Source organism: Oceanicella actignis (assembly GCF_008124525.1).
In the GTDB taxonomy this organism is placed as follows: Bacteria; Pseudomonadota; Alphaproteobacteria; order Rhodobacterales; family Rhodobacteraceae; genus Oceanicella; species Oceanicella actignis.
In genome coordinates this window covers 181,779-206,204 of the sequence record NZ_VNHJ01000001.1, presented here as the reverse complement: position 1 = coordinate 206,204, position 24,426 = coordinate 181,779, and the positions used below count along the sequence as shown (strand labels likewise).

General features: G+C 72.6%; 19 protein-coding genes. 5 read left to right on the top strand and 14 right to left on the bottom strand.

Annotated features, from left to right (window positions below):
* The first annotated feature begins 13 nt into the window (after positions 1-13).
* The gene (locus LY05_RS00920) at positions 14-517 is read left to right on the top strand and encodes a DUF302 domain-containing protein (protein ID WP_148921773.1); all 504 of its coding nucleotides are present in this window, start codon (positions 14-16) and stop codon (positions 515-517) included.
* Between the two features lie 81 nt (positions 518-598).
* Positions 599-1,360: an FCD domain-containing protein gene (locus LY05_RS00915; RefSeq protein ID WP_072746375.1), complete on the top strand. Its 762-nt coding sequence runs from the start codon at positions 599-601 to the stop codon at positions 1,358-1,360.
* Between the two features lie 141 nt (positions 1,361-1,501).
* Here LY05_RS00915 and LY05_RS15045 read toward each other — a convergent pair whose 3' ends face one another.
* From LY05_RS15045 to glpD, 11 genes are all read right to left on the bottom strand, one after another.
* A complete protein-coding gene (locus tag LY05_RS15045) occupies positions 1,502-2,476 on the bottom strand; it encodes a hypothetical protein (RefSeq protein ID WP_170258717.1) in 975 nt (324 codons plus the stop codon).
* Positions 2,477-2,481: 5 nt separating this feature from the next.
* Complete coding sequence (locus LY05_RS00905; RefSeq protein WP_148921772.1) at positions 2,482-3,237, bottom strand: metallophosphoesterase; 756 nt, start codon at positions 3,235-3,237, stop codon at positions 2,482-2,484.
* 38 nt (positions 3,238-3,275) lie between these two features.
* The gene (locus LY05_RS00900) at positions 3,276-4,580 is read right to left on the bottom strand and encodes a cobyrinic acid a,c-diamide synthase CobB (protein WP_148921771.1); all 1,305 of its coding nucleotides are present in this window, start codon (positions 4,578-4,580) and stop codon (positions 3,276-3,278) included.
* Positions 4,581-5,045: 465 nt separating this feature from the next.
* The gene (gene glpK / locus LY05_RS00895) at positions 5,046-6,542 is read right to left on the bottom strand and encodes a glycerol kinase GlpK (RefSeq protein WP_148921770.1); all 1,497 of its coding nucleotides are present in this window, start codon (positions 6,540-6,542) and stop codon (positions 5,046-5,048) included.
* Between the two features lie 312 nt (positions 6,543-6,854).
* Positions 6,855-8,564, bottom strand: coding sequence for an ABC transporter substrate-binding protein (locus tag LY05_RS00890; protein ID WP_148921769.1), 1,710 nt, complete (start codon positions 8,562-8,564; stop codon positions 6,855-6,857).
* Positions 8,565-8,628: 64 nt separating this feature from the next.
* Positions 8,629-9,036 (bottom strand): DUF2160 domain-containing protein, encoded by a 408-nt coding sequence (locus LY05_RS00885; protein WP_072746381.1) that lies wholly within the window; start codon positions 9,034-9,036, stop codon positions 8,629-8,631.
* Positions 9,036-9,875 carry a carbohydrate ABC transporter permease gene (locus LY05_RS00880; RefSeq protein ID WP_148921768.1) on the bottom strand — a complete coding sequence of 280 codons (840 nt, stop codon included), beginning with the start codon at positions 9,873-9,875 and terminating at the stop codon, positions 9,036-9,038. The genes LY05_RS00885 and LY05_RS00880 overlap by 1 nt, the downstream gene beginning before the upstream one ends.
* Positions 9,872-10,747: a carbohydrate ABC transporter permease gene (locus tag LY05_RS00875; RefSeq protein ID WP_072746382.1), complete on the bottom strand. Its 876-nt coding sequence runs from the start codon at positions 10,745-10,747 to the stop codon at positions 9,872-9,874. Before LY05_RS00875 ends, LY05_RS00880 begins: the two co-directional genes overlap by 4 nt.
* Positions 10,744-11,835, bottom strand: a complete 1,092-nt coding sequence (locus LY05_RS00870; RefSeq protein ID WP_148921767.1) for an ABC transporter ATP-binding protein — start codon at positions 11,833-11,835, stop codon at positions 10,744-10,746. The genes LY05_RS00875 and LY05_RS00870 overlap by 4 nt, the downstream gene beginning before the upstream one ends.
* A gap of 18 nt (positions 11,836-11,853) precedes the next feature.
* Positions 11,854-12,945 carry an ABC transporter ATP-binding protein gene (locus tag LY05_RS00865; protein ID WP_148921766.1) on the bottom strand — a complete coding sequence of 364 codons (1,092 nt, stop codon included), beginning with the start codon at positions 12,943-12,945 and terminating at the stop codon, positions 11,854-11,856.
* On the bottom strand, positions 12,942-14,471 hold the full coding sequence (gene glpD / locus LY05_RS00860) for a glycerol-3-phosphate dehydrogenase (RefSeq protein WP_148921765.1): 1,530 nt from the start codon (positions 14,469-14,471) through the stop codon (positions 12,942-12,944). Before glpD ends, LY05_RS00865 begins: the two co-directional genes overlap by 4 nt.
* A 338-nt stretch (positions 14,472-14,809) precedes the next feature.
* Here glpD and LY05_RS00855 point away from each other — a divergent pair, with 338 nt between their 5' ends.
* A complete protein-coding gene (locus LY05_RS00855) occupies positions 14,810-15,331 on the top strand; it encodes a TadE/TadG family type IV pilus assembly protein (RefSeq protein WP_170258715.1) in 522 nt (173 codons plus the stop codon).
* Positions 15,328-15,933, top strand: a complete 606-nt coding sequence (locus LY05_RS00850) for a TadE/TadG family type IV pilus assembly protein (RefSeq protein WP_148921763.1) — start codon at positions 15,328-15,330, stop codon at positions 15,931-15,933. The genes LY05_RS00855 and LY05_RS00850 overlap by 4 nt, the downstream gene beginning before the upstream one ends.
* Before the next feature lie 6 nt (positions 15,934-15,939).
* Here LY05_RS00850 and LY05_RS00845 read toward each other — a convergent pair whose 3' ends face one another.
* From LY05_RS00845 to LY05_RS00835, 3 genes are all read right to left on the bottom strand, one after another.
* The gene (locus LY05_RS00845) at positions 15,940-17,445 is read right to left on the bottom strand and encodes a protein adenylyltransferase SelO (protein ID WP_148921762.1); all 1,506 of its coding nucleotides are present in this window, start codon (positions 17,443-17,445) and stop codon (positions 15,940-15,942) included.
* A 371-nt stretch (positions 17,446-17,816) separates the two neighbouring features.
* Positions 17,817-19,736 (bottom strand): acyl-CoA synthetase, encoded by a 1,920-nt coding sequence (locus LY05_RS00840; RefSeq protein ID WP_072746387.1) that lies wholly within the window; start codon positions 19,734-19,736, stop codon positions 17,817-17,819.
* Between the two features lie 527 nt (positions 19,737-20,263).
* The gene (locus tag LY05_RS00835; RefSeq protein WP_428842378.1) at positions 20,264-22,258 is read right to left on the bottom strand and encodes an ABC transporter transmembrane domain-containing protein; all 1,995 of its coding nucleotides are present in this window, start codon (positions 22,256-22,258) and stop codon (positions 20,264-20,266) included.
* Between the two features lie 26 nt (positions 22,259-22,284).
* Here LY05_RS00835 and LY05_RS00830 point away from each other — a divergent pair, with 26 nt between their 5' ends.
* The gene (locus tag LY05_RS00830; protein WP_211356251.1) at positions 22,285-24,378 is read left to right on the top strand and encodes a TonB-dependent siderophore receptor; all 2,094 of its coding nucleotides are present in this window, start codon (positions 22,285-22,287) and stop codon (positions 24,376-24,378) included.
* The last annotated feature ends 48 nt before the right edge of the window (positions 24,379-24,426 follow it).

The window sequence follows — 24,426 nt, the reverse complement described above, 5'->3', positions numbered from 1 at the left end:
GAAAGGACCAACCATGATCCGCCCGCTTCCTGTCTGCCTCGCCCTTGTCGCCGCCCTTGGCGCCGCCGCGCCGCCCGCGGCGGCCGCCGAACCCGTCGCCCCCGCCGCCCTCTCGCCCCGGCCCGGATGGCGGACGATCGACGTCGCCCTGCCTTATGCCGAGCTGCTGCCGCGCCTGCGCGCGGCCGTGCGCGCCGAAGGCATGGCCGTGGTCGCCGAGGCCGGCCCCACCGAGGCCGCCCGCGCGCGCGGCGTGCGCGTTCCGGGCAACCGGGTGGTCGGGGTCTTCCGCAACGATTTCGCCGTGCGGGCGCTGCGCGCCTCGCTCGCGGCCATGATCGAGGCGCCGATCCGCTTCTACGTCGTCCAGACCCCGAGCGGCGCGACGCTGGCATGGAAGACGCCCAGCCACGTCTTCGCCCCCTACATGGCCGAGGGCGGCCCGGCCCTGGCCGGCCTGGCGCGCGAGCTTGACGCGATCTTCGAAGCCACCGCCGCCCGCGCGACGGCGCCCTGACGGGCCCGGCCGGCTTGCCCCGGCGCCCGGCGGGCTGCTATTGGTCAACCGATCGGACCAATTCAACCCGCCAGGCCCGCCATGCCCTTCCGCCCGGTCCAGACCGAGAAGACCGCCGCAGCCGTGGTGCGCCAGGTCGAGGAGCTGATCCTTCAGGGCGTGCTGCGCCCCGGCGACCGCCTGCCGGCCGAGCGCGAGCTGGCGCGCCGCCTTGCGGTCTCGCGCCCGACCCTGCGCGAGGCGCTGGCCGAGCTGGAATCGCGCGGCCTGACGGCGACCCGGCGCGGGGCGGGCGTGTTCGTGGCCGACGTGCTGGGCCAGGCCTTCGCGCCGCCGCTCATCGAGCTGTTCGCCACGCATGACCAGGCGCTCTACGACTATCTCAGCTTCCGCCGCGACCTCGAGGGGCTGGCCGCCGCCCGCGCCGCCGCGCAGGCCACCGAGGGCGATCGCGCCGTGATCGCCCGCGTGTTCGCGCGCATGGAGGCCGCCCACGCCCGCCGCAACCCGGACGAGGAGGCGCGCCTTGACGCCGAGTTCCACATGGCCGTGGTCGAGGCGGCGCACAACGTGGTCATGCTGCACATGATGCGCTCGATGTTCGAGCTGCTGCGCCGCGGGGTGTTCTACAACCGCGACGCGCTGTTCGCCCTGCGCCCGGCGCGCGACGCGCTGCTCGAGCAGCACCGCGCCATCCGCGACGCGGTGCTGGCCGGCCGGCCGGACGAGGCGCGCGCGGCGGTCGAGGCGCATCTGGACTATGTCGCCGCCATGATGCGCGAGGTCGGCCGGCGCGCCTCGCTCGAACAGGTGGCGCGGCTGCGCCTGGCGCGGCTGGAGTGAAGGCGCCCCCGGGCCCCGTCAGTGAAGGCGCCCCCGGGCCCCGTCACGGCCCGCGGCCCCGGCGCCGCGCCCGAACCCTGGCAGCGCCCGGGCCGCGCCCGGGCCGCGCGCGGGGCCGCGTCGCCCGTCTCGCCTTGCGTCTCAGCCCCCCTCGCCGCCCCCGCGCCGGGACCGGCGCGCCAGGCGCGACAGCGCCAGCGGCGACAGCACCATGGGGATCTGGTAGAGCGCGACGAACAGGCCGAACAACGGATCGGGCGGCAAGGCGGCCAGATAGATCGCGACCGAGCGCGTGCCCCCCGTGAGCGCCAGCGCTCCCGCGCGCGGGCCCGCGCCTCCGCGCAGGCGGCGCAGCGCCAGATAGGGCCCCAGGATCAGCGCCGAGCCGAGCGCCAGATAAAGCGCCGCCCGACCCGGAGCCGCCGCCAGCGTCGCGCCGACGCCGTCGAACAGCGGCATGATGAAGACGGTCATCGCCAGCACCGTCAGCCCGTCGAAGGCCGGGCCCGAGCGCGCGATGCGCGCCGGGCCCAGAAGGCGCCGCAACAGCGCCGCCGCCAACGCCCCCGCGCCGATCATCGCCCCCGTGCGCAGCGCAAGCTCCAGCCCGCCCACCGGCGCCGCCGCGCCCAGCAGCCACGCCGCCAGCGGCGCGCCCGCAAGCGGGGCCAGGATCGACGCCGCCAGCGTGACCTCAAGCGCCAGCGCCGCGTCCAGCCCCATGATGAAGGCGAAGCCCGCCGCCGAGGCGATGGGCGGCGCGGCCAGCGTATAGACAAGCGCCGCGACGACGTCCGGCGGCGCGCCCGCCGCCCGCGCCGCCCCGAAGGCGGCCAGCGGCGCCAGCCCCACCATGACCGCGGCCGCGGCGAAGGCCCGCGCGGCCCGCCGGCCTCCGCCCAGCCGCGCCGCCGCGCGCAGGTCGATCCGCGTCATCGCCAGCGCATAGACCATCGCCACCAGCGCCGGCAGGAAGGGGCGCAGCGCCGCCGCCAGCTGCGGCGCGGCCAGCGCGACCAGCGCCGACAGGGCCAGCGCCCAGCGCGCCCGCCCGCCAAGCCAGGCCAGCGCCCCGATCAGGACCCGGCCCGCCGCGCCCGGCCGCACGCCGCTCATGGCCCTCAGCCTTGCCCGAGGGCGGGCATGGCGCGCAGGCGCAGGCCCTCGGGCGTCAGCTCGATCGCCCGCAGCATCGGCGCGCCCATGTGCCGGCGCAGGCCCGGCTCGCCCGGCTCGGGCGCGAAAAGCGGCCCCGTGGGCGGCGAGACCGAGACCCGCAAGCCGCGCCAGTCGATCTCGTGCGCGCCGTGCGCGTGGGCGCAGAGGATGCACAGCGGCGGGCGCGGGGCGGCGGCCAGGGCGCACAGCAGCTCGTCGGCGCCCTCGAAGGGCCAGCGGTCCAGCTGCGGCATGCCCAGCGCGCAAGGCGGGTGATGCATGATCAGAACCCACGGCTCGTCGCCCATCTCGGCGAGGCGGGCGCGCAGCCACTGGGCCTGCGCCGGGGTCAGACGGCCGGCAACCTGCCCCGGCGCCAGCGTGTCGAGCCCCACCAGGCGCAGCCGCCCCGCCTGACGCACGCCGCACAGAAAGGGCGGCGCCTCGGCGGCGACGGCCTCGGGGAAGGCGGCGGCCAGCGCGCCGCGCTCGTCGTGATTGCCCGGCAGGATCCACAGCGGCGCCGCCCCGGCAAGCGCCCTGCGCGCCATGGCGTAGCTTTCGGGCGCGCCGTCATCGGCCAGATCGCCCGCATGCACGATCAGGTCGGGCGCAAGCCGGCGCGCCGCGGCCGCCGCCAACGCCAGGCGCGCGGCCGCCTCGCGCCCGGCCTCGCCCGCGCGGATGTGGGAATCGCACAGAAGAACGATGCGGCTCATGGCGCCTCCTTGCGCTCGGGGGCCCGGGCGGGCCGTGGTCACACTGCCGCCAATGGCGCGATCACATGCGCGAACGAGCCGCACACCCGCCCCGCGCGCAAGCCCATCGCGCCCAGCTCGCGGCCGGCGGCGTCGGCGGCGTCGAACAGCGGCGCGCCCTCGGCGCGCAGCGTGGTGGCCTGGCGATGCTCGTGCGCGGCCAGGGGCCCGGCCCAGGGCGCGCCCGCGCGCGGCGTCAGGCGCCGGTAGCCCAGCGTGCGGCGGCGGCGGGCGAAGCTGGTCTCGAGCGGCAGCAGGCCCAGCATCTCGCGCCGCGCGCCGTCGGCGCACTCCAGCCCGCGGCCCAGCGTCATGTAGCCCCCGCACTCGCCATAGATCAGCGCGCCCCGCTCGGCCGCCGCGCGCATGCCGGCGGCGAAGCGGGTCGCCGCGGCCAGGCGGTCGGCGTGCAGCTCGGGATAGCCGCCGGGCAGAAACACGGCGTCCGCATCGGCGGCCGGCGGCTCGTCGGCCAGGGGCGAGAAGGGCATGACCTGCGCCCCCTGCGCGCGCCAGTCGCGCAGCATGTGGTCATAGGCGAAGGCGAAGGCCACGTCGCGCGCGACGGCGATGCGCGCGCCCAAGGGCGCCAGCCGCGCCGGCGCCGCGCCCGCCGCCACGGGCCGGGCCAGGGCGCGCAGCGCCGCCAGGTCGCAGCCTTGCGCGACCAGATCGGCCGCCGCCTCGACGAAGGCCTCGAGATCCGCGCGCTCGGCCGCCTGCACCAACCCCAGGTGACGCGCGGGCGTCTGCAGCCGCGCGTCGCGCGCGATCGCGCCCAGCACCGGCGCGACCGGCGCGATCGCGCCGGCCAGCATGCGCTCGTGCCGCGCGCCGGCGACGCGGTTGAGGATGACGCCCGCCACCTCGACCCCCGGCCGATGGCGCGCAAGCCCCGCCACCAGCGCCCCGGCCGTCTGCGCCATGCGCGCGGCGTCCAGCACCAGCACCACCGGCGCGCCCAGCGCGCGCGCGACGTCGGCCGCCGCCCCGGTCCCGCCCGCGCCGGGCGCCTCGGCGCCGTCGAACAGGCCCATCGCGCCCTCGACGAGCAGCAGCTCGGCCCCGGTCGCGCGGGCGCGGGCGCGAAGGGCGGCGGGCGGCTCGGCCCAGGCGTCGAGCGTCGCGCAAGGCCGGCCCGTGGCGGCCTCGTGGAAGGCCGGGTCGATGTAGTCGGGTCCGCACTTGCCCGAGGCGACGTCCGCCCCCGCCCGGCGCAGCGCGCGCAAGAGCCCGAGGGTCAGGACCGTCTTGCCCGAGCCCGAGGATGGAGCCGAAATGAGGAACGCCCGCGTCGCCGTCATGCCCCAGTCGGTAACGCCCCGCGCGCCGGCGGGCAAGGGCGCCCGGGGCCATGCGCGGGCCGAGCAGCCAGGCGCCCGGGAGGGGGCCGCGCGACGCGCTGGCGGCCGGCGCGGAGCGGCCGTCGGTCTGAGGACGGCCCGCCGATCAGCCGCGATCAGGGCGCGCGCGCCGCTTGCGCCGGCGAAGCCGCCCCCCCCCCCGCCGCGCGGAGATGCGCGGGGCGGAAGTCGCCGCGAGAGCGGGCGGCGCGGGGGCGCCCCCTGGCCCGCCCGCGCACGCGTCGGGGGACGAAAGGCGCGACCGCGGCCCGCCCGCCGCCGCCCGCGCGCAGGCGCGGGCGAAACTTCGACGCGGGCAAGGTGTTCATTTCGGCGTGGGCCGCCCGCGCGAAGGCGCGCGAGAAACCCGCAAGCGCCTTGGGCTTGCCCGGCGCCAGCGCCCGCCCCCGCCCGCGCAAGGACGCGTCAGCGCGGCTGGCTGAGCGTGCGGCGCACGGCGTCGCGCCATCCGGCGATCTTGGCCCGGCGCCGCTCGGGGTCCATCGACGGGACGAAGCGCCGGTCCAGCGACCACGACGCCGCAAAGCCCTGCGCGTCGGGGCACAGGCCCGCCTTCATGCCCGCCAGCCAGGCCGCGCCCAGCGCCGTGGTCTCGAGCACCCTGGGCCGGTCCACCGGCGCGTCGAGCATGTCGGCCAGGAACTGCATGGTCCAGTCCGAGGCGGTCATGCCGCCATCCACGCGCAGCACCGTGTCGGCGGCGCCCTCGGCGCTCCAGTCGCGGCGCATGGCCTCGATCAGATCGAGGCTCTGATAGCCCACGCTCTCGAGCGCGGCGCGCGCCAGCTCGGCCGGGCCGGTGCCGCGCGTCAGGCCGAAGATGGCGCCGCGGCACTCGGAATCCCACCAGGGCGCGCCAAGGCCGGTGAAGGCCGGCACCAGATAGACGTTCTGCGCCGGATCGGCGGCCTCGGCCAGGGGCTGGGTCTGCGCCGCCTCGCGGATGATGCCCAGCCCGTCGCGCAGCCATTGCACCACCGCCCCGGCGATGAAGATCGAGCCTTCGAGCGCATAGGTCGGCTTGCCGTCCAGCTGGTAGGCGATGGTGGTCAGCAGCCGGTTGGCGGACGCGACCGGCGCATCGCCGGTGTTGAGCAGCGCGAAGCAGCCGGTGCCGTAGGTGCTCTTGACCATGCCCGGCGCGAAGCAGGCCTGGCCGACCGTCGCCGCCTGCTGGTCGCCCGCCACCCCCAGGATGGGGATCTCGGCGCCCAGAAGGTCGGCGCGGGCGCGGCCGAAATCGTCGGCGCTGTCGCGCACCTCGGGCAGCATGGACATGGGCACGCGGAACATGCGGCACAGCTCGGCGTCCCAGGCGCCCGCGCGGATGTCGTAGAGCATGGTGCGCGAGGCGTTCGTGGCGTCGGTGGCGTGGACCTTGCCGCCGGTCAGGTTCCAGATCAGCCACGAATCGACCGTGCCGAAGGCCAGCTTGCCGGCCTCGGCGCGGGCGCGCGCGCCCTCGACGTTGTCGAGGATCCAGGCGATCTTGGTGGCCGAGAAGTAGGGGTCGAGCAGAAGCCCCGTCTTGGCCGACACCTCGGGCTCGGCGCCCTCGTCCTTGAGGCGGCGGCACAGATCGGCGGTGCGCCTGTCTTGCCAGACGATGGCGCGGCCCACGGGCTGGCCGGTTTCGCGATCCCAGACGACCGTCGTCTCGCGCTGGTTGGTGATGCCGATGGCCGCGATGTCGGCGGCGCGCAGGCCCGCGCGCTCGATGGCCGCGCGGCAGGTCGCCGCCGTGCTGGCCCACAGATCGGCGGGGTCGTGCTCGACCCAGCCCGAGGCGGGGAAATGCTGCGCGAACTCCTGCTGATCGACGGCGACGGGCGCGGGGGCCGCGTCGAAGACGATCGCCCGGGTCGAGGTGGTGCCCTGATCGATGGCCAGAATGTGCGTCATGGATGCGCCTCCCTGTTGCGCGGCGCGGGCTGGCGCCCGCCCTGGTCGTCGAGCGCGGGCGCGCCCGCGCACGTCATGGAGCCGGCGCGCCGCCCGCCGCGCCCGTTCCCGGCAAGCGGACCTGCTGCGCCCCCCGATCGGCGGGACGCCGCATCGGCCCCTGCGCCCTGCGCCGCAGGGAAGCCGAAGGCGCGCCGCGCGGCAAGCGGTCTTGCGCGTCGGGCCCCGAAAAAGGCGGCGCCCCCGCCCGCCTGGGCGGACGGGGGCGCCTGGCGGGGCGGCCGGCTCGTGGGGCGCCGGCCGCGCCGCGCGTCACTGCTGCCAGGACTTGATCAGCTCGTCATACGAGACGGTCATCGGCTTGGGCTTCTCGTTGGCCAGCTTCGGCTTGGGCGCGCCGGGCTGCGAGAGCCACCACTCGGGGTCCTTCTCCTCGTTCAGGCGCGGGCCCAGCTCGCCCTGCACGCCGGCGCGCTCGAGACGGGCCAGCACCTTTTCCTGCGCCTCGCAAAGGGCGTCGAGCGCCTCCTGCGGGGTCTTGGCGCCGGACGAGGCGTCGCCGATGTTCTGCCACCACAGCTGCGCCAGCTTGGGATAGTCGGGCACGTTCACGCCGGTCGGCGACCAGCGCACCCGCGCGGGCGAGCGGTAGAACTCGATCAGACCGCCCAGCTTGGGCGCGCGCTCGGTGAAGCTGTCATGCTGGATGGTGGACTCGCGGATGAAGGTCAGGCCGACATGCGACTTCTTCACGTCCACGGTCTTCGAGACCACGAACTGCGCGTAGAGCCAGGCGGCCTTGGCGCGGTCCACGGGGGTGGACTTGAGGATGGTCCACGAGCCGGCGTCCTGATAGCCGACCTTCATGCCCTCTTCCCAGTAGGCGCCGTGCGGCGAGGGGGCCATGCGCCACTTGGGCGTGCCGTCCTCGTTCACCACGGGCAGCCCCTCCTTCACCATGTCGGCGGTGAAGGCGGTGTACCAGAACATCTGCTGGGCGATCGCGCCCTGCGCGGGCACCGGGCCGGCCTCGGAGAAGACCATGCCGGCGGCCGCCGGCGGCGCATACTTCTTCAGCCAGTCCACGTATTTCTGCACGGCATACACGGCCGCGGGCGCGTTGGTGGCGCCGCCGCGCTTGACGCACGAGCCGGTGGGCTGGAACTTCTCGTTCACGCGGATGCCCCACTCGTCCACCGGGAAGCCGTTCGGCTCGCCCTTGTCGCCCATGCCGGCCATGGACATCCAGGCGTCGGTGAAGCGCCAGCCGAGGCTGGGGTCCTTCTTGCCGTAGTCCATGTGGCCGTAGACCTTCTGGCCGTCGATCTCGCGGCCGGTGAAGAACTCGGCGATGTCCTCATAGGCCGACCAGTTGACCGGAACGCCCAGCTCGTAGCCGTATTTCGCCTTGAAGTCGGCCTTGTTCTTGGGGTCGTTGAACCAGTCGTAGCGGAACCAGTAAAGGTTCGCGAACTGCTGGTCGGGCAGCTGGTAGATCTTGCCGTCGGGCCCGGTGGTGAACTGAAGCCCGATGAAGTCCTGGAGGTCGAGGTTGGGGTTGGTGACGTCCTTGCCCTCGCCGGCCATCCAGTCGGACAGCGGACGGGCCTGCTGGTAGCGCCAGTGGGTGCCGATCAGGTCCGAGTCGTTGATGTAGGCGTCGTAGATGTTCTCGCCCGACTGCATCTGGGTCTGCAGCTTCTCGACGACGTCGCCCTCGCCGATCAGGTCGTGCGTGACCTTGATGCCGGTGATCCTGGTGAACCAGGGTGCCAGCACCTTGGACTCGTATTCATGCGTGGTGATCGTCTCGGACACCACCTTGATCTCCATGCCCGCATAGGGCTTGGCGGCGTCGATGAACCACTGCATCTCGGCTTCCTGCTCGGCGCGCGAAAGCGTCGAGAGATCGCCGATCTCCTCGTCCAGGAACTTCTTGGCCGCGGCCATGTCCGCCCATCCGGGGCTTGCCCCCGCGATGAGCGCCAGCGCCGCGACGCCGGCCTTCAATCCCGTTCTCATCTTCATTCCTCCCGTGTCGAGATGCATTCACCTCCCCCCGCCCGATGCGGGGGCCTTCGCTCCGTCAGACCCAGCGGAACACCGCCGCGGCCCAGACGAGGCAAACCGCCAGCGCGCCGGTCAGGGGCGCGCCGAAAAACGCAAGCCATCCAAGGCAGATCCAGGCCGAGCCCAGCAGGCTGACGAACAGCCGGTCGCCCGGCGTGGTCTCGAAGCGCAGCACGCCCATGCGCGGGGGCTGCGGCCAGAACGCCGTCCACAGCGTCATCGCCGCCAGAAGGCACAGGATGACATAGAAGAACGCCGCCGTCGCCAGGGTCCAGGCCATCCAGCCGTTGGGGATCAGCGGCGCGGTCCAGTCCACCGCCCCGTCCTTGCGCGGCGCCGCGGCCAGCAGCCCGGCGGCCAGCGCGCCCAGGACCAGGACGACGCCCGCGGCCGTGGTCAGGAAAGCCTTCTTGCGCGTCGTCATCACACCCTCCCCATCGCGAAGCCCTTGGCGATGTAGTTGCGCACGAACCAGATCACGAGCGCGCCGGGCACGATGGTCAGCACGCCCGCCGCGGCCAGCACCCCCCAGTCAAGCCCCGAGGCCGAGACCGTGCGCGTCATGGTCGCCGCGATGGGCTTGGCGTCCACCGAGGTCAGCGTGCGGCTCAGCAGAAGCTCGACCCACGAGAACATGAAGCAGAAGAACGCCGTCACGCCGATCCCGCTGGCGATCAGCGGCATGAAGATCTTCACGAAGAAGCGGCCGAAGGAATAGCCGTCGATATAGGCGGTCTCGTCGATCTCCCTCGGCACGCCGCGCATGAACCCTTCGAGGATCCACACCGCCAGGGGCACGTTGAACAGGCAGTGCGCCAGCGCCACCGCGATATGGGTGTCGAACAGCCCGATCGAGGAATAGAGCTGGAAGAAGGGCAGCGCGAACACCGCCGGCGGCGCCATGCGGTTGGTCAGCAGCCAGAAGAACAGGTGCTTGTCGCCCAGGAAGCTGTAGCGGCTGAAGGCGTAGGCCGCCGGCAGCGCCGCCGCGATCGAGATGACCGTGTTCAGCACCACGTAGATCAGCGAGTTGATGTAGCCCCAATACCAGCTCGGATCGGTGAAGATGACCATGTAGTTGGCCAGCGTCAGATCGCGCGGCCAGAGCGAGAACGAGGACAGGATCTCCTCGTTCGTCTTCAGGCTCATGTTCACCAGCCAGTAGATCGGCAGCAGCAGGAACAGGATGTAGAGCGCGCAGGTCAGGGCCGAGCCGTTGAAGGCGAAGCGGCGGCGCGCGCCGGCGGGTGCGGGAGCGGTCATTTGCGGCTCTCCTGCGCGTCGAGATTGGTCATCACCGTGTAGAACACCCAGCTCAGCAGCAGGATCACCAGGAAGTAGATGATCGAGAACGCCGCCGCCGGGCCAAGGTCGAACTGCCCGATCGCCATCTTGACCAGGTCGATCGACAGGAGCGTGGTCGCGTTGCCCGGACCGCCGCCCGTGACCACGAAGGGCTCGGTGTAGATCATGAAGCTGTCCATGAAGCGCAGCAGGACGGCGATCAGCAGCACCCCCCGCATCTTGGGCAGCTCGATGTAGCGGAACACCTTCCAGCGGCTGGCCTGGTCGATCTTGGCCGCCTGGTAATAGGCGTCGGGGATCGAGCGCAGACCCGCATAGGCCAGCAGCACCACCAGCGAGGTCCAGTGCCACACATCCATCACGATGATGGTGATCCAGGCGTCGATCGGGTCCTGGGTGTAGTTGTAGTCGATCCCCAGCGCCGACAGCGCGTAGCCCAGAAGACCGATGTCCACGCGCCCGAAGATCTGCCAGATCGTGCCCACCACGTTCCACGGGATCAGCAGCGGCAGCGCCATCAGCACCAGGCAGACCGAGGCCCACACCCCCCGCTTGGGCATGTTCAGCGCCACGAACACCCCCAGCGGCACCTCGATCGCCAGGATGATCGCCGAGAAGGCCAGCTGGCGCAGGAAGGCGTTGTGCAGCCGCTCGGAGGCCAGCATCTCTTCGAACCACTCGAGCCCGGCCCAGAAGAACTGGTTGTTTCCGAAGGTGTCCTGGACCGAGTAGTTGACCACCGTCATCAGCGGAACGACGGCCGAGAAGCCCACCAGCAGCAGCACCGGCAGGACCAGGAACCAGGCGCGCTGGTTGACGGTCTTGTTCATCGCGCGGTCTCCTTCTCGTCGCGGGCGGGCACGCGCCAGCCGTCGACATAGACGTTGACGGCCTCCGGATCGAAGGCGAAGCGCGCCTCGCCCAGCGGCACGGCCTGCCCCTCGGGGGCCAGCATGTTGACCTCGCGTCCGGCATGTTCGGCGCGCACGATCTGGTGGCGCCCGATGTCCTCGACGCGGCGCACGACCACGGGAATGCCCTCGTCCGGGCCGGCCAGGCGCACGAATTCGGGGCGCACGCCGATCTCGGCGCGCTCCTGCGGGGCATGGTCGCCCGCCAGGGGAATGACGTGCTCGCCGATCCAGGCCTGCGCGCCGGCCACCCGCGCGGGCAGGACGTTCATGCCCGGCGAGCCGATGAAGAAGCCCACGAAGGTGTGCGCGGGGCGGGCGAACAGCTCTTCTGGCGCGCCCATCTGCACCACCTGCCCGTCATGCATCACCACCACCTTGTCGGCGAAGGTCAGCGCCTCGGTCTGGTCGTGGGTGACGTAGATCATCGTGTGCCCGAACTCGCGATGCAGGGCCTTGAGCTGGGTGCGCAGCTCCCACTTCATGTGGGGATCGATGACGGTCAGCGGCTCGTCGAACAGAATGGCGTTGACGTCCTCGCGCACCATGCCGCGGCCAAGGCTGATCTTCTGCTTGGCGTCGGCGGTCAGCCCCTGCGCCTTGCGGCCCAGCGCGTCGGTCATGCCGATCATCTCGGCCACGGCGCCGACGCGGCGGCGCACGTAATCCTCTTCCGCGCCGCGGTTGCGCAGCGGGAAGGCCAGATTGTCGAACACCGTCATGGTGTCGTAGACGACCGGGAACTGGAACACCTGCGCGATGTTGCGCTCGGCGGTGGGCAGGTCGGTCACGTCGCGCCCGTCGAAGGCGATGCGCCCCTCGGACGGGCGCAGCAGCCCCGAGATGATGTTGAGCAGGGTGGTCTTGCCGCAGCCCGACGGCCCCAGCAGCGCATAGGCGCCGCCGTCCTCCCATTCATGATCCATGCGCTTGAGCGCATAATCCGCCGGCCCCGAAGGCGCCTTCAGGTAGGAATGGGCCAGCTGCGCCAGGGTGATCCTCGCCATGGGCGTGTCCTTCGCGTTTCAGGCCGCGGCGGCGTAGGCCGCGGCGGCGATGAGCCGCCCGTCCTCGCCGAACGCATAGACATGTTCGGGGGCGACGGCGACCTGCGCCGAGGCGCCCGGCGCCAGGTCATGCACCCCATGCACCAGCGCCACCCAGCGCGACGCGCCGTGGTCCAGATGCACGAAGCTTTCCGAGCCCGTCAGCTCGGTCACCGCCACGCGCGCCTCGAAGGCCAGGTCGCCCGCGCGCGGCGCGCCGATGCGCAGATGATCGGGGCGGAAGCCCAGCTGCAGCGCGCCGTCGGGCAGCGCCGCCAGCGGCCCGGCGGCGGGCAGCTCGTCGCCCGTCTCGGCGCGCAGGACGCCGCCGCTCTTGACCGCGCGCAGGAAGTTCATCGGCGGGTCCGAGAACACCCGCGCCGTGGTCGCGTCGGCCGGGCGGCGGTAGACCTCGGGGGTGGGGCCGAACTGGGTCACGCGGCCTTCCCACAGGCAGGCTGTGAAGCCGCCCAGCAGCAGCGCCTCGTGCGGCTCGGTGGTGGCGTAGACGAAGATCGCCCCCGACTCGGCGAAGATGCGCGGGATCTCGGCGCGCAGCTCCTCGCGCAGCTTGTAGTCCAGATTGGCCAGCGGCTCGTCCAGCAGCACCAGCCCCGCATCCTTGACCAGCGCGCGCGCCAGGGCGCAGCGCTGCTGCTGGCCGCCCGACAGCTCGAGCGGCTTGCGCCGCAGCTTGTCGTCGTCAAGCCTGACCAGCTCGGCCGCGCGGCGCACCCGGCGGTCGATCTCGACGCGGTCCAGGCCCTGAAGGCGCAGCGGCGAGGCGATGTTCTCATACACCGTCATGGACGGGTAGTTGATGAACTGCTGATAGACCATGGCCACGCGGCGGTCCTGCACGCGCATGCCGGTCACGTCGCGCCCCTCCCACAGGATGCGCCCCTGGCTGGGCCGGTCGAGCCCGGCCATCAGCCGCATGAGGCTGGTCTTGCCCGACAGGGTCGGACCCAGCAGCACGTTCATCGTGCCCTTCTCGAGCGTCAGATCCGTGGGGTGGATGTGGGTCTGTCCGTTGACGACCCGCGACACCCCCTCGAGCGTCAGCGTCATCGCGCTTCTCCCTCAGCGTGCGCGGGGGCCGGAGCGGGCGCGTTGGCGCGCATCCACGCGTCCAGCGCGCGCGCCTCGGCCTCGTCCAGCCGCAGCCCCAGCTTCGAGCGGCGCCACAGCACGTCATCGGCCGCGCGCGCCCATTCCTTGTCCATCAGCCAGCGCACCTCGCGCTCGGTCAGCGTCGCGCCGAAATCGCGGCCCATGTCCTCGGCCCGCTCGGCGCCGGCCAGCAGCGCCCGCGCCTCGGTCCCGTAGGCGCGGGTCAGCCGCATGGCCCAGCGCTCGGTCAGGAAGGGATGCGCCGCGCGCAGCTCGGCCGCCAGCGCCGGCGCCCCGTCCCAGGGGAAGTCGCCGCCCGGCAGGGGCGCGCGCGCGGTCCAGGCGCGCCTGGCGCCGGTCCAAGGGACAAGGCGCGCCATGGCCGCCTCGGCCAGCTTGCGGTAGGTGGTGATCTTGCCGCCGAAGACGTTCAGCATCGGCGCCTCTCCGTCCTTTCCGCCCTCGACCTTGAGCACATAGTCGCGGGTCGCGGCCGTGGCCGACGAGGCGCCGTCGTCGTAAAGCGGCCGCACCCCGGAATAGGACCATACCACGTCTTCGCGCGTCACGGGGTTGCGGAAATACGCCGAGACCGCGGCCAGCAGATAGTCGCGCTCGGCGGGGGTGCACTCGGCCGCGCCGGGGTCGCCCTCGTGATCGACGTCGGTGGTGCCGATGAGCGTGAAGTCCTGCTCGTAGGGGATGGCGAACAGCACCCGCCCGTCGGCGTTCTGGAAGATGTAGGGCCGGTCGTGGTCGAACAGCTTGCGCGTGACGATGTGCGAGCCGCGCACCAGGCGGATCCTGTCCGAGGTGACCAGCCCCGCCTTGGCGCCGATCACGTCCGCCACCCAGGGCCCGGCGGCGTTGACCAGGATGCGGGCCGAGCGCTCGAAGGTCTCGCCGCTGGTCATGTCGCGCAGCGTCACCCGCCACAGCCCGTTCTCGCGCCGCGCGGCCTCGACGCGCGTGCGCGTGCGGATCACCGCCCCGCGCCGCGCCGCGTCGCGCGCGTTCAGCACCACCAGGCGGCTGTCCTCGACCCAGCAGTCGGAATACTCGAACCCGCGGGTGAATTCGGGCTTGAGCGGCGCCCCCGCCGGGTCGCGCGTCAGGTCCAGAGAACGCGAGGGCGGCAGGATCTTGCGCCCGCCCAGGTGATCGTAAAGAAACAGCCCCAGCCGCAGCATCCAGGCCGGCCGCAGCCCCTTGTGATGGGGCAGCACGAAGCGCAGCGGCCACGAGATGTGCGGCATGGCCACGAGCAGCGTCTCGCGCTCGCGCAGCGCCTCGCGCACCAGGCGGAACTCGTAATACTCGAGATAGCGCAAGCCGCCGTGGAACAGCTTGGTCGAGGCCGAAGAGGTCGCCTGCGCCAGGTCGCCCTGCTCGGCCAGCTCGACGCTCAGGCCCCGCCCCGCCGCGTCGCGGGCGATTCCGCAGCCGTTCACCCCGCCGCCGATCACGAAGATGTCCGAAGTCATGGCATGCTCCTTCCCGAGGCGCGGGGCGCGCGATCGCTTCGCCTTCAACAAATGCGCGGAACGGCTCTGTTCTGTCAATAACGAAAGAAAGCGAAAGCCGAATGCGCGTTTTCGCGCCCGCGCGCGAACGCCGCGCGCCCCAAGGTTGACCGCGGCGCGTCGATGGCCGACCTTTTTCGCTGCCGGCGCGAATCGGCGCGCCCTGCGCCGCCGGCGTGTTGCGTGCGCGGCCCTTGCGGGCGCGCGATGAGTCCCGGCGCGGCGACGCCGCCGGGAGCGTGGAGGCGAAGATGATGCGACAGGCGCTTGCGGCGACGCGCCGCGCATGCGGCCGGGCCATGGCTCGCCTGCGCGGCGGGGCCCGCGACGAAGCCGGCGCGGCGACGGTCGAGTTCGTGATCGTCGTGCCGGTGCTGCTGATGATCGTGTTCTCGATCTACGAAGCCGGCTGGTACATGGTGCGCACCACCATGCTGGACCGCGGGCTGGACCTGGCGATTCGCGACTTGCGGCTGGGCCTGGTGACCGACCCCACCCCCGCCACGATCAAGAAGCGCATCTGCGAGCATGCGCAGATCATCAAGGACTGCGAAAGCAGCCTGATTCTCGAGCTGACGCCCTTCACCCTGTCAAGCGGCGCGCCGACCACCGAGCCGGTCTGCGTGGACCGCTCGGCGGGCGTCATCAACCCGCCCGTGACCTACACCCCCGGCGCGCCCTCGCAGATCATGTTCGTGCGGGCCTGCACGGTGGTCGGCGCGCTGTTCCCGCTCATGGGCTTCGCCGAGGCGATGGCCCGTTCGGCCAATGGCGAGTTCGCGATCATCGCGCACTCGGCCTTCGTGAACGAGCCGCAATGATGGGCGCGCGCGGCGAAACCCTGCGCGCGGCGATCGGCGCGGCCGCGGCGCGCCCCGCGCGGCTGCTGCGGCGCTGCGCGGCGCGCGCGCGGCGCATGCGCGGCGACGAGCGCGGCGCGATCACGGTCGAGTTCGTGATCTGGGTCCCCATCCTGATCTTCTGGCTGGTGGCCAGCCTGGCCTTCTACGACGCCTTTCGCGACCGGGGCAACGCGGTGCGCGCCTCGAACGTGATCGCGGACATCGTCTCGCGCCAGACCGAGGTCAACGACGCCTTCGTCTCGACGCTGCACGACCTGCTGCAGCAGCTGCTGTCGGGCTCGCCGCCGGGCAAGTGGCTGCGCATCTCGAGCGTGAAATACGAGGGCGGCCGCCACTTCGTCGAATGGTCCGCGCCCAGCGGCTCGGGCCTGCCGCTGACCGACGCGGACCTCGACCCCGCGCAGTTTCCGCGCATGGCCGACGGCGACAGCCTGATCCTGGTCGAGACCTTCGTGCCCTTCGAGCCGATCCTGAGCTGGACGGGCATCGAGGCGACCACGCTGCACCTGCGCATGCCGACCGAGCCGCGCTTCACCTCGAAGATCGCCTACAGGAACTGAGCCCCGTCAGGTGCCGCAATAGGTCACCCGCACCGCTTCGGCGGGCGCGGGGGGCGCGGCCAGATCGGCGTGCTCGGGCGCGGGCTCGTCGAAGGGGCGGCGCAGCGCCGCGATCAGGCGCTCGGCCGGCGCCAGATCGCCGGCCTCGGCCGCGGCGATGGCCTGCTCGACGCGGTGGTTGCGCGGGATGACGGCCGGATTCGCCGCCCGCATGCGCCGCGCCGCCTCGGCCGGCGCAACGCGCCCGGCCTCAAGCGCCGCGCGCCAGCGGCCCAGCCAGTCGTCCAGCGGGCGCGGATCGCGGAACAGCGCGCGCACCGGCGCCGAGTCGCCCTCGGCCGCCAGGCAAAGGCGGCGGAAGAACAGGGTGAAGTCGGTCTCCTCGCCGCCCAGAAGGCGCAGCGCGCCGTCGATCAGCGCCTCGGCCTCGGGGGCGGCCGCATCGAGGCCCAGCTTGGGCGCGAAGGCCTCGCGCCAGGCGGCGGCGAACAGGTCGGGAAAGGCGTCGATCGCCTCTTGCGCCGAGGCGATGGCGCGGTCCTCGTCCGGGTCGATGCTGCGCGCCAGCGCCCCGGCCAGCCGCGACAGGTTCCAATGCGCCGCGCGCGGCTGCTGGTTCCAGGCGTAGCGCCCCGCATGGTCGATCGAGCTGAACACGCGGTCGGCCCGGAACCCGTCCATGAAGGCGCAGGGGCCGTAGTCGATGGTCTGCCCGCCCACATGCATGTTGTCGGTGTTCATCACGCCGTGGATGAAGCCCAGCGCCATCCACTGCGCCACCAGCCGCGCCTGGCGGGCCACGGCCTCGTCCAGCGCGGCGCGGGCGCGGTTCGGGGCCTGGGCCAGATGCGGAAAGTTGCGCGCCACGACGTGATCGAGCAGCGTGCGCACGGCCTCGTGATCGCCCTGCGCGGCGAAGAACTGGAAGGTGCCGACGCGCACATGCCCCTCGGCGACGCGGGTCAGCACCGCGCCGGGCAGCGGGCGCTCGCGCCGCACCACGGCGCCGGTGGCCGCGGCGGCCAGCGCGCGGGTGGTGGGCACGCCCATGGCGTGCATGGCCTCGGAGACGATGAACTCGCGCAGCACCGGCCCCAGCGCCGCCAGCCCGTCGCCCATGCGCGAGAACGGCGTGCGCCCCGCGCCCTTGAGCTGAAGGTCCTGGCGCACGCCCGCGCGGTCGATCACCTCGCCCAGCAGGATCGCGCGCCCGTCGCCCAACTGCGGCACGAAATGCCCGAACTGGTGCCCCGCATAGGCCATGGCCAGGGGCTCGGCGCCGGGCGGAAGCTCGGCCCCCGACAGCCAGCGCGCCCCCTGCTCCGAGGCCAGCAGCGCCGGATCGGCCCCCAGCTCGCGCGCCAGATCGGCGTTGAGCAGCAAGAGCCGCGGCGCGGGCGGGCGCGTGGGCTGAACGCGGGCGTAGAAGCGCTCGGGCAGGCGCGCATAGCTGTTGTCGAAGGCGAAGGGCGCGGCGCGGTCGGCGGCGACGTCGGCGGTGGGCGTTTGCATGGGCGGGTCTCCTTCCTTGCCGCAAAGCTAGGGCGCGACGCACCCGCGTCACGCCCCCGGCGCAGATTGCGCCGCCCGCCGGGGCCGCGCCCCGCGCCGCGGCGCCCGGCGACCCGGGCGGGCGACCCGCGCGGGCGGCGGGGCGGCCGGATCGCCTGCGGCAAGCGCGCCTTGTCCTGGCCGCGCCCCGCGCGGGCGGCGGGCGGCGGTCTGCGGCATCGGCCCCCGGCCGCGGCGGCCTGCGCCGCCGGCGCCAGGCCCTGTCCCGGCGGTGGGCGCCGGGCCTGCCCGGGGGCGGCGCCGCGGCGCGCCGGTCGCCCGAGCGGCCCCCGCGCGCCGCGGCGCCGCCTTCGCGCGCCCGGCGGCCCCGCTCAGGCCTCGGCGGGAACGATCCGGAACGGCCGCGGGAAGGCGCCGAGCGCCGCCCGCACCTCGTCCTCGTCCAGCGAGTCGACCCCGGCGGGCGACAGCTCGGCCACCAGCCCAAGGCGCTTGTCCTCGACCACGTGGATCGAGGCCGAGATGCCCGCCTTCTCGAGCGCCTCGCCATAGACGCGCACGATGGCGCGCTTGCGCAGATCGGGCTTGAAGACCTTGCCGACCGCGGTTTTGGGCAGCTCTTCGAGCACCTCGACATGCTTGGGATGCGCGGCGCGCTCGGCGATGCGCTCGCGCGCGAAGGCCATCAGCTCGTCCGCCGAGGCCTCGGCCCCCTGCTTGAGCTCGACATAGGCGCAAGGCACCTCGCCCGCATGGGCGTCGGGCTGGCCGACCGCGCCCACGAAGGCGACGGCGGGGTGGCCGGCCAGGGCCTCTTCGATCAGCGCGGGGTCGATGTTGTGCCCGCCGCGGATGATCAGATCCTTGGCCCGGCCGGTGATCCACAGATAGCCGTCGGCGTCGATCCGGCCCAGATCGCCGGTGCGCAGGTGCCCGGTCTCGGCGTAAAGGCCCTGGTTCTTGGAGGGATCGGTGTAGGTCGAGCCCTGGCGCACGCCCGGATTGCGCACGCAGATCTCGCCGATCTCGTCGGTCGCGCATTCGCGCGTGATGCGGCCCTGCTCGTCGAAATGCAGGATGCGCACGTCGGTGTAGGGGAAGGGGATGCCCACCGAGCCGACCTTGCGCTGCCCCTCGATCGGGTTGCACGAGACGAGGCAGGTGGCCTCGGTCATGCCGTAGCCTTCCAGGATCTTGACGCCCGTCGCCTGCTCGAACTGGCGGAACAGCTCGAGCGGCAGCGGCGCCGAGCCGCACAGCGCGTATTTCAGCGACGAGACGTCCGCGTCCACCGGGCGCTGCATCAGCGCCGCCGCCGCGGTGGGGACCATGACCATGAACTGCACGTTCCAGCGCTCGACCAGCTTCCAGAAATTGTCGAACACCCCCTCGCCGCGATAGCCGGCCGGGGTGGGCATGATCATGTGCGCCCCCGCCGCCACGCAGCTGATGAGGATGGGATAGGCCGCGAAGACGTGGAACAGCGGCAGCGGGCACAGCACGTTGTCGCCCGAGTTCAGCATCAGATAGTCCGAGATCCACCCGTTGTAGATCATGCCCCGGTGGTCATGCTGCGCCAGCTTGGGCATGCCGGTGGTGCCGCCGGTGTGGAAATAGGCGCCGATGCGCGCGGGATCGAGGCTTTCGGCGAAGTTCAGCGCCGCGCCGTCGCGCCGGCGCGTCTCGGCGTCGAAATCCAGCCGCCGCACGCCCTCGGGATACGAGACCTTGGGCCGCACGAAGGGCACGATCCAGCGCAGCGGCGGGCCCAGATAGCGGCGCAGATCCACCTCGAGCACGGTCTTGACCCCCGGCGCCTCGGCCAGCGCCGCGGCCGCCTTCTGGGCGACGTCGCTCTTGGGAAAGGGCGCGAGGGTGACCAGCGCCTTGGCGCCGCTCTCGCGCAGGATGGCGGCGATCTGCGAGGGTTCGAGCAGCGGGTTGATCGGGTTGACGATGCCCGCCGTCGCGCCCGCCAGCAGGGTGATGGCCGTCTCGTTGCAGTTGGGCAGCAGATAGGCGACGACGTCGCCTTCCTCGATCCCCAGCTCGCGCAGAAGGTTGGCGGTCTGGGTGACGCGGGCCCTGAGCTCGCGCCAGGTCAGCGTCTCGGCCCGGTCCTTGGGCCCCGAGGTGATCTGGAAGCTGAGCGCGGGCAGGTCGGGGACCCGCTCGACGGTCTGCGAAAGCATCTCGTAGATCGAGCGCGCGGTCCAGCGCTGCTCGACGGGCGTGCGCTCGATCGCGATCTTGTCCTCCACGGAGGCGAGCGTTCTGGGCGCGTGGGTCATCGACATCCTCCCGACATGACGTGCGGCGGGCGGCCGCGCGCGCAGATTTGCCGCGCGCGCCGCGACCCGCAAGCGCGACCTTGCGTCATCGCGGCCCTTGGGCGCGCGCCGCGCCGACGCCCGGCCCGGGCGAAGCGCCGCGGACGCCGGCCGGCCGGCCGCCTTGACGAAACGACAGCCTGCACCGGGCGCGCGCCCGCGTCCATGCCCTTGCGCCGCGCGCGCATGCCGGGGCTCGACGGGCGCTGGAGACGGCCGGCCGCCTTCTTGCGCCGCCCGCGCGCATGTCGGCCGGGCGCTGGAAGGGCGGCCGCAACCACGTCTGCGCCGCCCGCGCGCCGCATCGCCCCGGCGCCTGCGCCGACCGACGAAGCGGCGCGGCCTGGGACGGTCGGCGTCCGCGCGCCCCCTCGGCCGCCGCGTCGCGGCCCGCGGGACGGCCGCCCTTTGGCGCGAGGGGCGGGGCCGGGCCTGCGCCCCGTCCCGGCTTGAAGCGCCGCGCAGGCGCAAGGGGCGGCCCGGCGCGTTCAGCCCTGCGTGAACTGAAGCCGCGCGAGGCGCGCGTAAAGGCCGTCCTGCGCGGACAGCGTTTCGTGATCGCCCTCGGCGACGATGCGCCCGCCTTCCAGCACCACGATGCGGTCGGCGTTCTTCACCGTGGCCAGGCGGTGGGCGATGACCAGCGTCGTGCGGTCGCTGGACAGGCGCTCGACGGCCTGCTGCACCGCGCGCTCGCTTTCGGCGTCGAGCGCCGAGGTCGCCTCGTCCAGCAGCAGGATCGGCGCATCGCGCAGGATCGCGCGCGCGATCGCCAGGCGCTGCTTCTGCCCGCCCGACAGCATCACGCCGCGCTCGCCCACGAAGGTGTCGTAGCCCTGGGGCAGCTGCATGATGAAGTCATGCGCCGCGGCGGCGCGGGCGGCGGCGCGCACCTCTTCGTCCGAAGCGTCGGGGCGGCCGAAACGGATGTTGGCGGCGATGGTGTCGGCGAAGATGGCCGGGTCCTGGCTGACCAGCGCAAAGCGCGTGCGCACCGCCTCGGGCGCCATCAGCGCCATGTCCGCGCCGTCAAGCAGGATGCGCCCCTCATCCGGGTCGTAAAAGCGCAAAAGCAGCTGGAAAAGCGTCGTCTTGCCCGCGCCCGAGGGGCCGACCAGCGCCACCGTCTGGCCCGCGCGCACGCGCAGCGTCACGTCGTGCAGCGCCCGCGCGTCGCGGCGCGAGGGATAGCTGAAGGCGACGTTCTCGAAGGCGATCTCGCCGCGCGGCGGCTCGGGCGGGGGGATCGGGCGCGCCGGGCGGCGGATGGGGTCTTGCGCCTCGAGCAGCTCGACCAGGCGCTCGGTCGCGCCGGCGGCGCGCTGGATCTCGCCCCACACCTCGGACAGCGCGCCGACCGAACCGGCCACCAGCACCGCGTAGATCAGGAACTGCACCAGCTCGCCCGCGCTGATCGCGCCCGCGCGCAGATCGCCCGCGCCGATCCACAGCACGCCGACGACGCCGGTGAAGACCAGGAAGATGATGATCGCCGCCAGCATCGCCCGCGCCACGATGCGCCGCAGCGCGGCGCGGTAGGCCTCCTCGGTCAGCGCGCCGAAGCGCGCGCGCGCCATGTCCTCGCGCGTGTAGGCCTGAACGGTCTGCGCGGCCTGAAGGGTCTCGGACGCCTGCGCCGAGCTTCGCGCCACCAGGTCCTGGCTTTCGCGCGACAGCTGGCGCACCCGCCGGCCCAGAGTCAGGATCGGGAACACCACCATCGGCACGATCAGCAGCGCATAGGCCGACAGCTTGGGCGAGGTCCAGAACATCAGGGCCAGACCGCCGGCGAACAGCAGCAGGTTGCGCAGCGCGATCGAGGCGCTCGAGCCGATCACCGACAGAAGCAGCGTCGTGTCCGCGGTCAGGCGGCTGATGACCTCGCCGGTCATGAGGCGCTCGTAGAAGGCCGGGCTCATGGCGATGACCTTGCCGTAGACCGCCTTGCGCAGATCGGCGATCACCCGCTCGCCCAGCCGCGTGACCAGGTAGAAGCGCGCCGCCGTCGCCAGCGCCAGCGCGCCCGCGATGGCCACCGCGGCCAGGAAGTAGCTGTCCATCAGGTATTCGGACTCGGCCGAGAAGCCGTCCACCACCCGCCCCGCCGCCATGGGCAGCGCCAGGTTCAGCACCGTGGTCAGCAGCAGCATGGCCAGCGCGCCATACGCCAGGCGCCTGTGCGGGCGCACGAAAGGCGCAAGGCGGCGCAGCGCGCCCACGGATCGGGACTTGGCGCGTTCGGGCGTGTCGGAGAGCAAGGACAAGGGCTGAGTTCCCGCGGTCTGGCTGATCGCCCGGCTGGGCGGGACCCGATGTATCAACCGCCCGCCGGGCCGACAATAGCCGCAAGGTCGCGCCCCGGCGCGCGCGGCCCGAGGCGCGGGGCGGCTTCCGGGGCGGCGCAATTCCGACTTTTTCGGTTTACTTTTTCGTGGCCGCGATCTATCGAGTCGCCCGTGACCCAGCGCGTCGCCAGGCATCATCCCATAATTGCAACGAGGAACGGGACATGCTTCGCACGCGCGCAGCGGCCTCGGTCTGCGCCCTGGCGGCGGCCATGCCGGCCATGGCGCAAGAGGTCATCGAACTGGAACGGATCACGATCGAAGGCCGGTCGCACGACGGATTCTTCGCGGAACCTTTCGCCGCCGACGTCGGCGCGATCATGAAGACCGACGACCCCATCGCGCTGACGCCGCGCTCGGTCACGGTGGTGACGCAAGAGCAGCTTCAGCGGCGCGGCGCGCGAACGGTCGAGGATGCGCTGAAATACTCGTCCGGCGTGGTCGCCGGCCAGTGGGGGCTGGACGCGCGCTCGGACTGGTCGCTGATCCGCGGCTTCCGCCCCAGCACGCTGCATGACGGCCTGCCCGCGCGCTACGGCTACTACAACGACGCCACGCCCGAACCCTTCATGCTCGAAAGCGTCGCGGCGCTGCGCGGGCCGGCGTCGGGACTGTATGGCAGCGGCTCGGTTGGCGGCGTGGTCAACACCGTCTCGAAAACCGCGGCGCAGGACGCGCCGCGCCTCTGGCAGCTTCAGGTCGGATCCTTCGATCGCGTGCAGGGCGCGCTGGACGTCGGCGGCCGGATCGACGCGGAGGGCGCGCTGCGCTACCGCCTCGTCGGCGTCGCGCGCGACTCGCAAACCCAGGTCGACCATTCGCAGGACGACGTGCTCGCCCTTGCTCCGTCCCTTTCCTGGAAGCCCGACGCGGACACCGAGCTGACCATCCTGCTGAACTACCAGGACGCCGACCGCAGCCCCCTGATCCAGTTCGCCTCGATCTACGGCACGCTGCTGCCCGCCACCGGCTTCGGCAACGGCAGGTTCCTTCCCGACAGCCTGTTCGTGGGCGAGCCGGGCTTCGACAGGTTCGAGTCCGAGCAGCGCAGCGTCACCGCCATGTTCGGCCACCGCTTCGATCCGGTGTGGCGCGTCGACGCCAATTTCCGATACCTCGAGGGCGAGGCCGAGTATCAGCACGCCTGGTGGGCCTTCGACAATTTCGCCAACGGACGCTACAACCCCGACGGCACCATCAACCGCACCTTCTATCGCGCCGAAAACACGCTCAAGACGCTGGCCTTCGACGCCTACGCCACCGCCGAATACGCGCTGGCGGACGCGCGGATGCGGACGATGCTGGGCGCGAGCCTGGCGCGCGGGACGTACGATTCCGACTTCGGATACGGCGCCCAGGTCGCGCCCATCGACCCCTTCAACCCGGTCTACGCCGGCTTCAACCCCATCAGCGTCACCGACACGCCGGGAACTTCGGTGGACGAGTGGGGCGTCTACGCCCAGAACCGCCTCTTGCTCGACCGCTGGATCGTCGATTTCGGACTGCGCTACGGCGGCGTCGAGACGGGCCCCTCGACCGGAAACTTCGGCGCAAGCTCGGCGGCGGCCAGCGACCGGAAACTGACCGGCAACGCCGCGGTGATGTATCGCTTCGACAACGGCCTTGCGCCCTATGCCAGCTACGCGACCAGCTTCCAGCAGGATGCCATCGGCGCGGACGCGAACGGCAAGGCCTTCGAGCCGACCGAAGGCGAGCAGATCGAGCTGGGCGTGAAGTTCCAGCCCCCCGGCTCCGACACGCTGATCTCGGCCGCGGCGTTCGACCTGACCAAGTCCAACATGCTGGTCGCCGACCCCGACAATCCGGGCTTTCAGATCCAGAGCGGCGAGGCGTCTGCGCGCGGATTCGAGCTCGAGCTTCGCCACAGCTTCGGCGAAATGTCGATCCAGGCGGCATACACGTTTCTCGACACCAGGAACGAGGCCGGGTTCGACATCGCGCAGGTTCCGGCGCACGCGGCCTCCTTCTGGCTCGAATACGCCCCGGCCGCCCTTCCCGGCCTTCGGCTGGGCGGCGGGCTTCGCCACAACGGATCGGCCTGGGACGGCGCCGGGGCGCAGAAGACGCCGGCCTACACGCTGGCGGACGCCAGCATCGCCTACGAGCGGGACAATTGGCGGCTGGCGCTCAACGTCACGAACCTGGCCGACAAGCGCCACGTCACCACATGCCAGAGCGGCGCCTGCTTTTTCGGCGAGGGCCGCAACGTCACGCTGACCCTGACCTCCGCCTTCTGAGACGTCCCGGGCGGCTCCGGCGACGGAGCCCGCCCCCTTTCCACGAGG

Excerpts from the sequence above, each read along its gene's own strand:
- LY05_RS00920 (WP_148921773.1), top strand. The coding sequence starts at position 14 with ATGATCCGCCCGCTTCCTGTCTGCCTCGCCCTTGTCGCCGCCCTTGGC.
- LY05_RS00870 (WP_148921767.1), bottom strand. The coding sequence starts at position 11,835 with ATGGCGAGGATCACCCTGGCGCAGCTGGCCCATTCCTACCTGAAGGCG.
- LY05_RS00875 (WP_072746382.1), bottom strand. The coding sequence starts at position 10,747 with ATGAACAAGACCGTCAACCAGCGCGCCTGGTTCCTGGTCCTGCCGGTG.
- LY05_RS00835 (WP_428842378.1), bottom strand. The coding sequence starts at position 22,258 with ATGATGCCTGGCGACGCGCTGGGTCACGGGCGACTCGATAGATCGCGG.
- LY05_RS00855 (WP_170258715.1), top strand. The coding sequence starts at position 14,810 with ATGGCTCGCCTGCGCGGCGGGGCCCGCGACGAAGCCGGCGCGGCGACG.
- LY05_RS00900 (WP_148921771.1), bottom strand. The coding sequence starts at position 4,580 with ATGACGGCGACGCGGGCGTTCCTCATTTCGGCTCCATCCTCGGGCTCG.
- LY05_RS00865 (WP_148921766.1), bottom strand. The coding sequence starts at position 12,945 with ATGACGCTGACGCTCGAGGGGGTGTCGCGGGTCGTCAACGGACAGACC.
- LY05_RS00890 (WP_148921769.1), bottom strand. The coding sequence starts at position 8,564 with ATGAGAACGGGATTGAAGGCCGGCGTCGCGGCGCTGGCGCTCATCGCG.
- LY05_RS00830 (WP_211356251.1), top strand. The coding sequence starts at position 22,285 with ATGCTTCGCACGCGCGCAGCGGCCTCGGTCTGCGCCCTGGCGGCGGCC.
- LY05_RS00880 (WP_148921768.1), bottom strand. The coding sequence starts at position 9,875 with ATGACCGCTCCCGCACCCGCCGGCGCGCGCCGCCGCTTCGCCTTCAAC.
- LY05_RS00845 (WP_148921762.1), bottom strand. The coding sequence starts at position 17,445 with ATGCAAACGCCCACCGCCGACGTCGCCGCCGACCGCGCCGCGCCCTTC.
- LY05_RS00915 (WP_072746375.1), top strand. The coding sequence starts at position 599 with ATGCCCTTCCGCCCGGTCCAGACCGAGAAGACCGCCGCAGCCGTGGTG.
- LY05_RS00840 (WP_072746387.1), bottom strand. The coding sequence starts at position 19,736 with ATGACCCACGCGCCCAGAACGCTCGCCTCCGTGGAGGACAAGATCGCG.
- LY05_RS15045 (WP_170258717.1), bottom strand. The coding sequence starts at position 2,476 with ATGAGCGGCGTGCGGCCGGGCGCGGCGGGCCGGGTCCTGATCGGGGCG.
- glpK (WP_148921770.1), bottom strand. The coding sequence starts at position 6,542 with ATGACGCACATTCTGGCCATCGATCAGGGCACCACCTCGACCCGGGCG.
- LY05_RS00885 (WP_072746381.1), bottom strand. The coding sequence starts at position 9,036 with ATGACGACGCGCAAGAAGGCTTTCCTGACCACGGCCGCGGGCGTCGTC.
- LY05_RS00850 (WP_148921763.1), top strand. The coding sequence starts at position 15,328 with ATGATGGGCGCGCGCGGCGAAACCCTGCGCGCGGCGATCGGCGCGGCC.
- glpD (WP_148921765.1), bottom strand. The coding sequence starts at position 14,471 with ATGACTTCGGACATCTTCGTGATCGGCGGCGGGGTGAACGGCTGCGGA.
- LY05_RS00905 (WP_148921772.1), bottom strand. The coding sequence starts at position 3,237 with ATGAGCCGCATCGTTCTTCTGTGCGATTCCCACATCCGCGCGGGCGAG.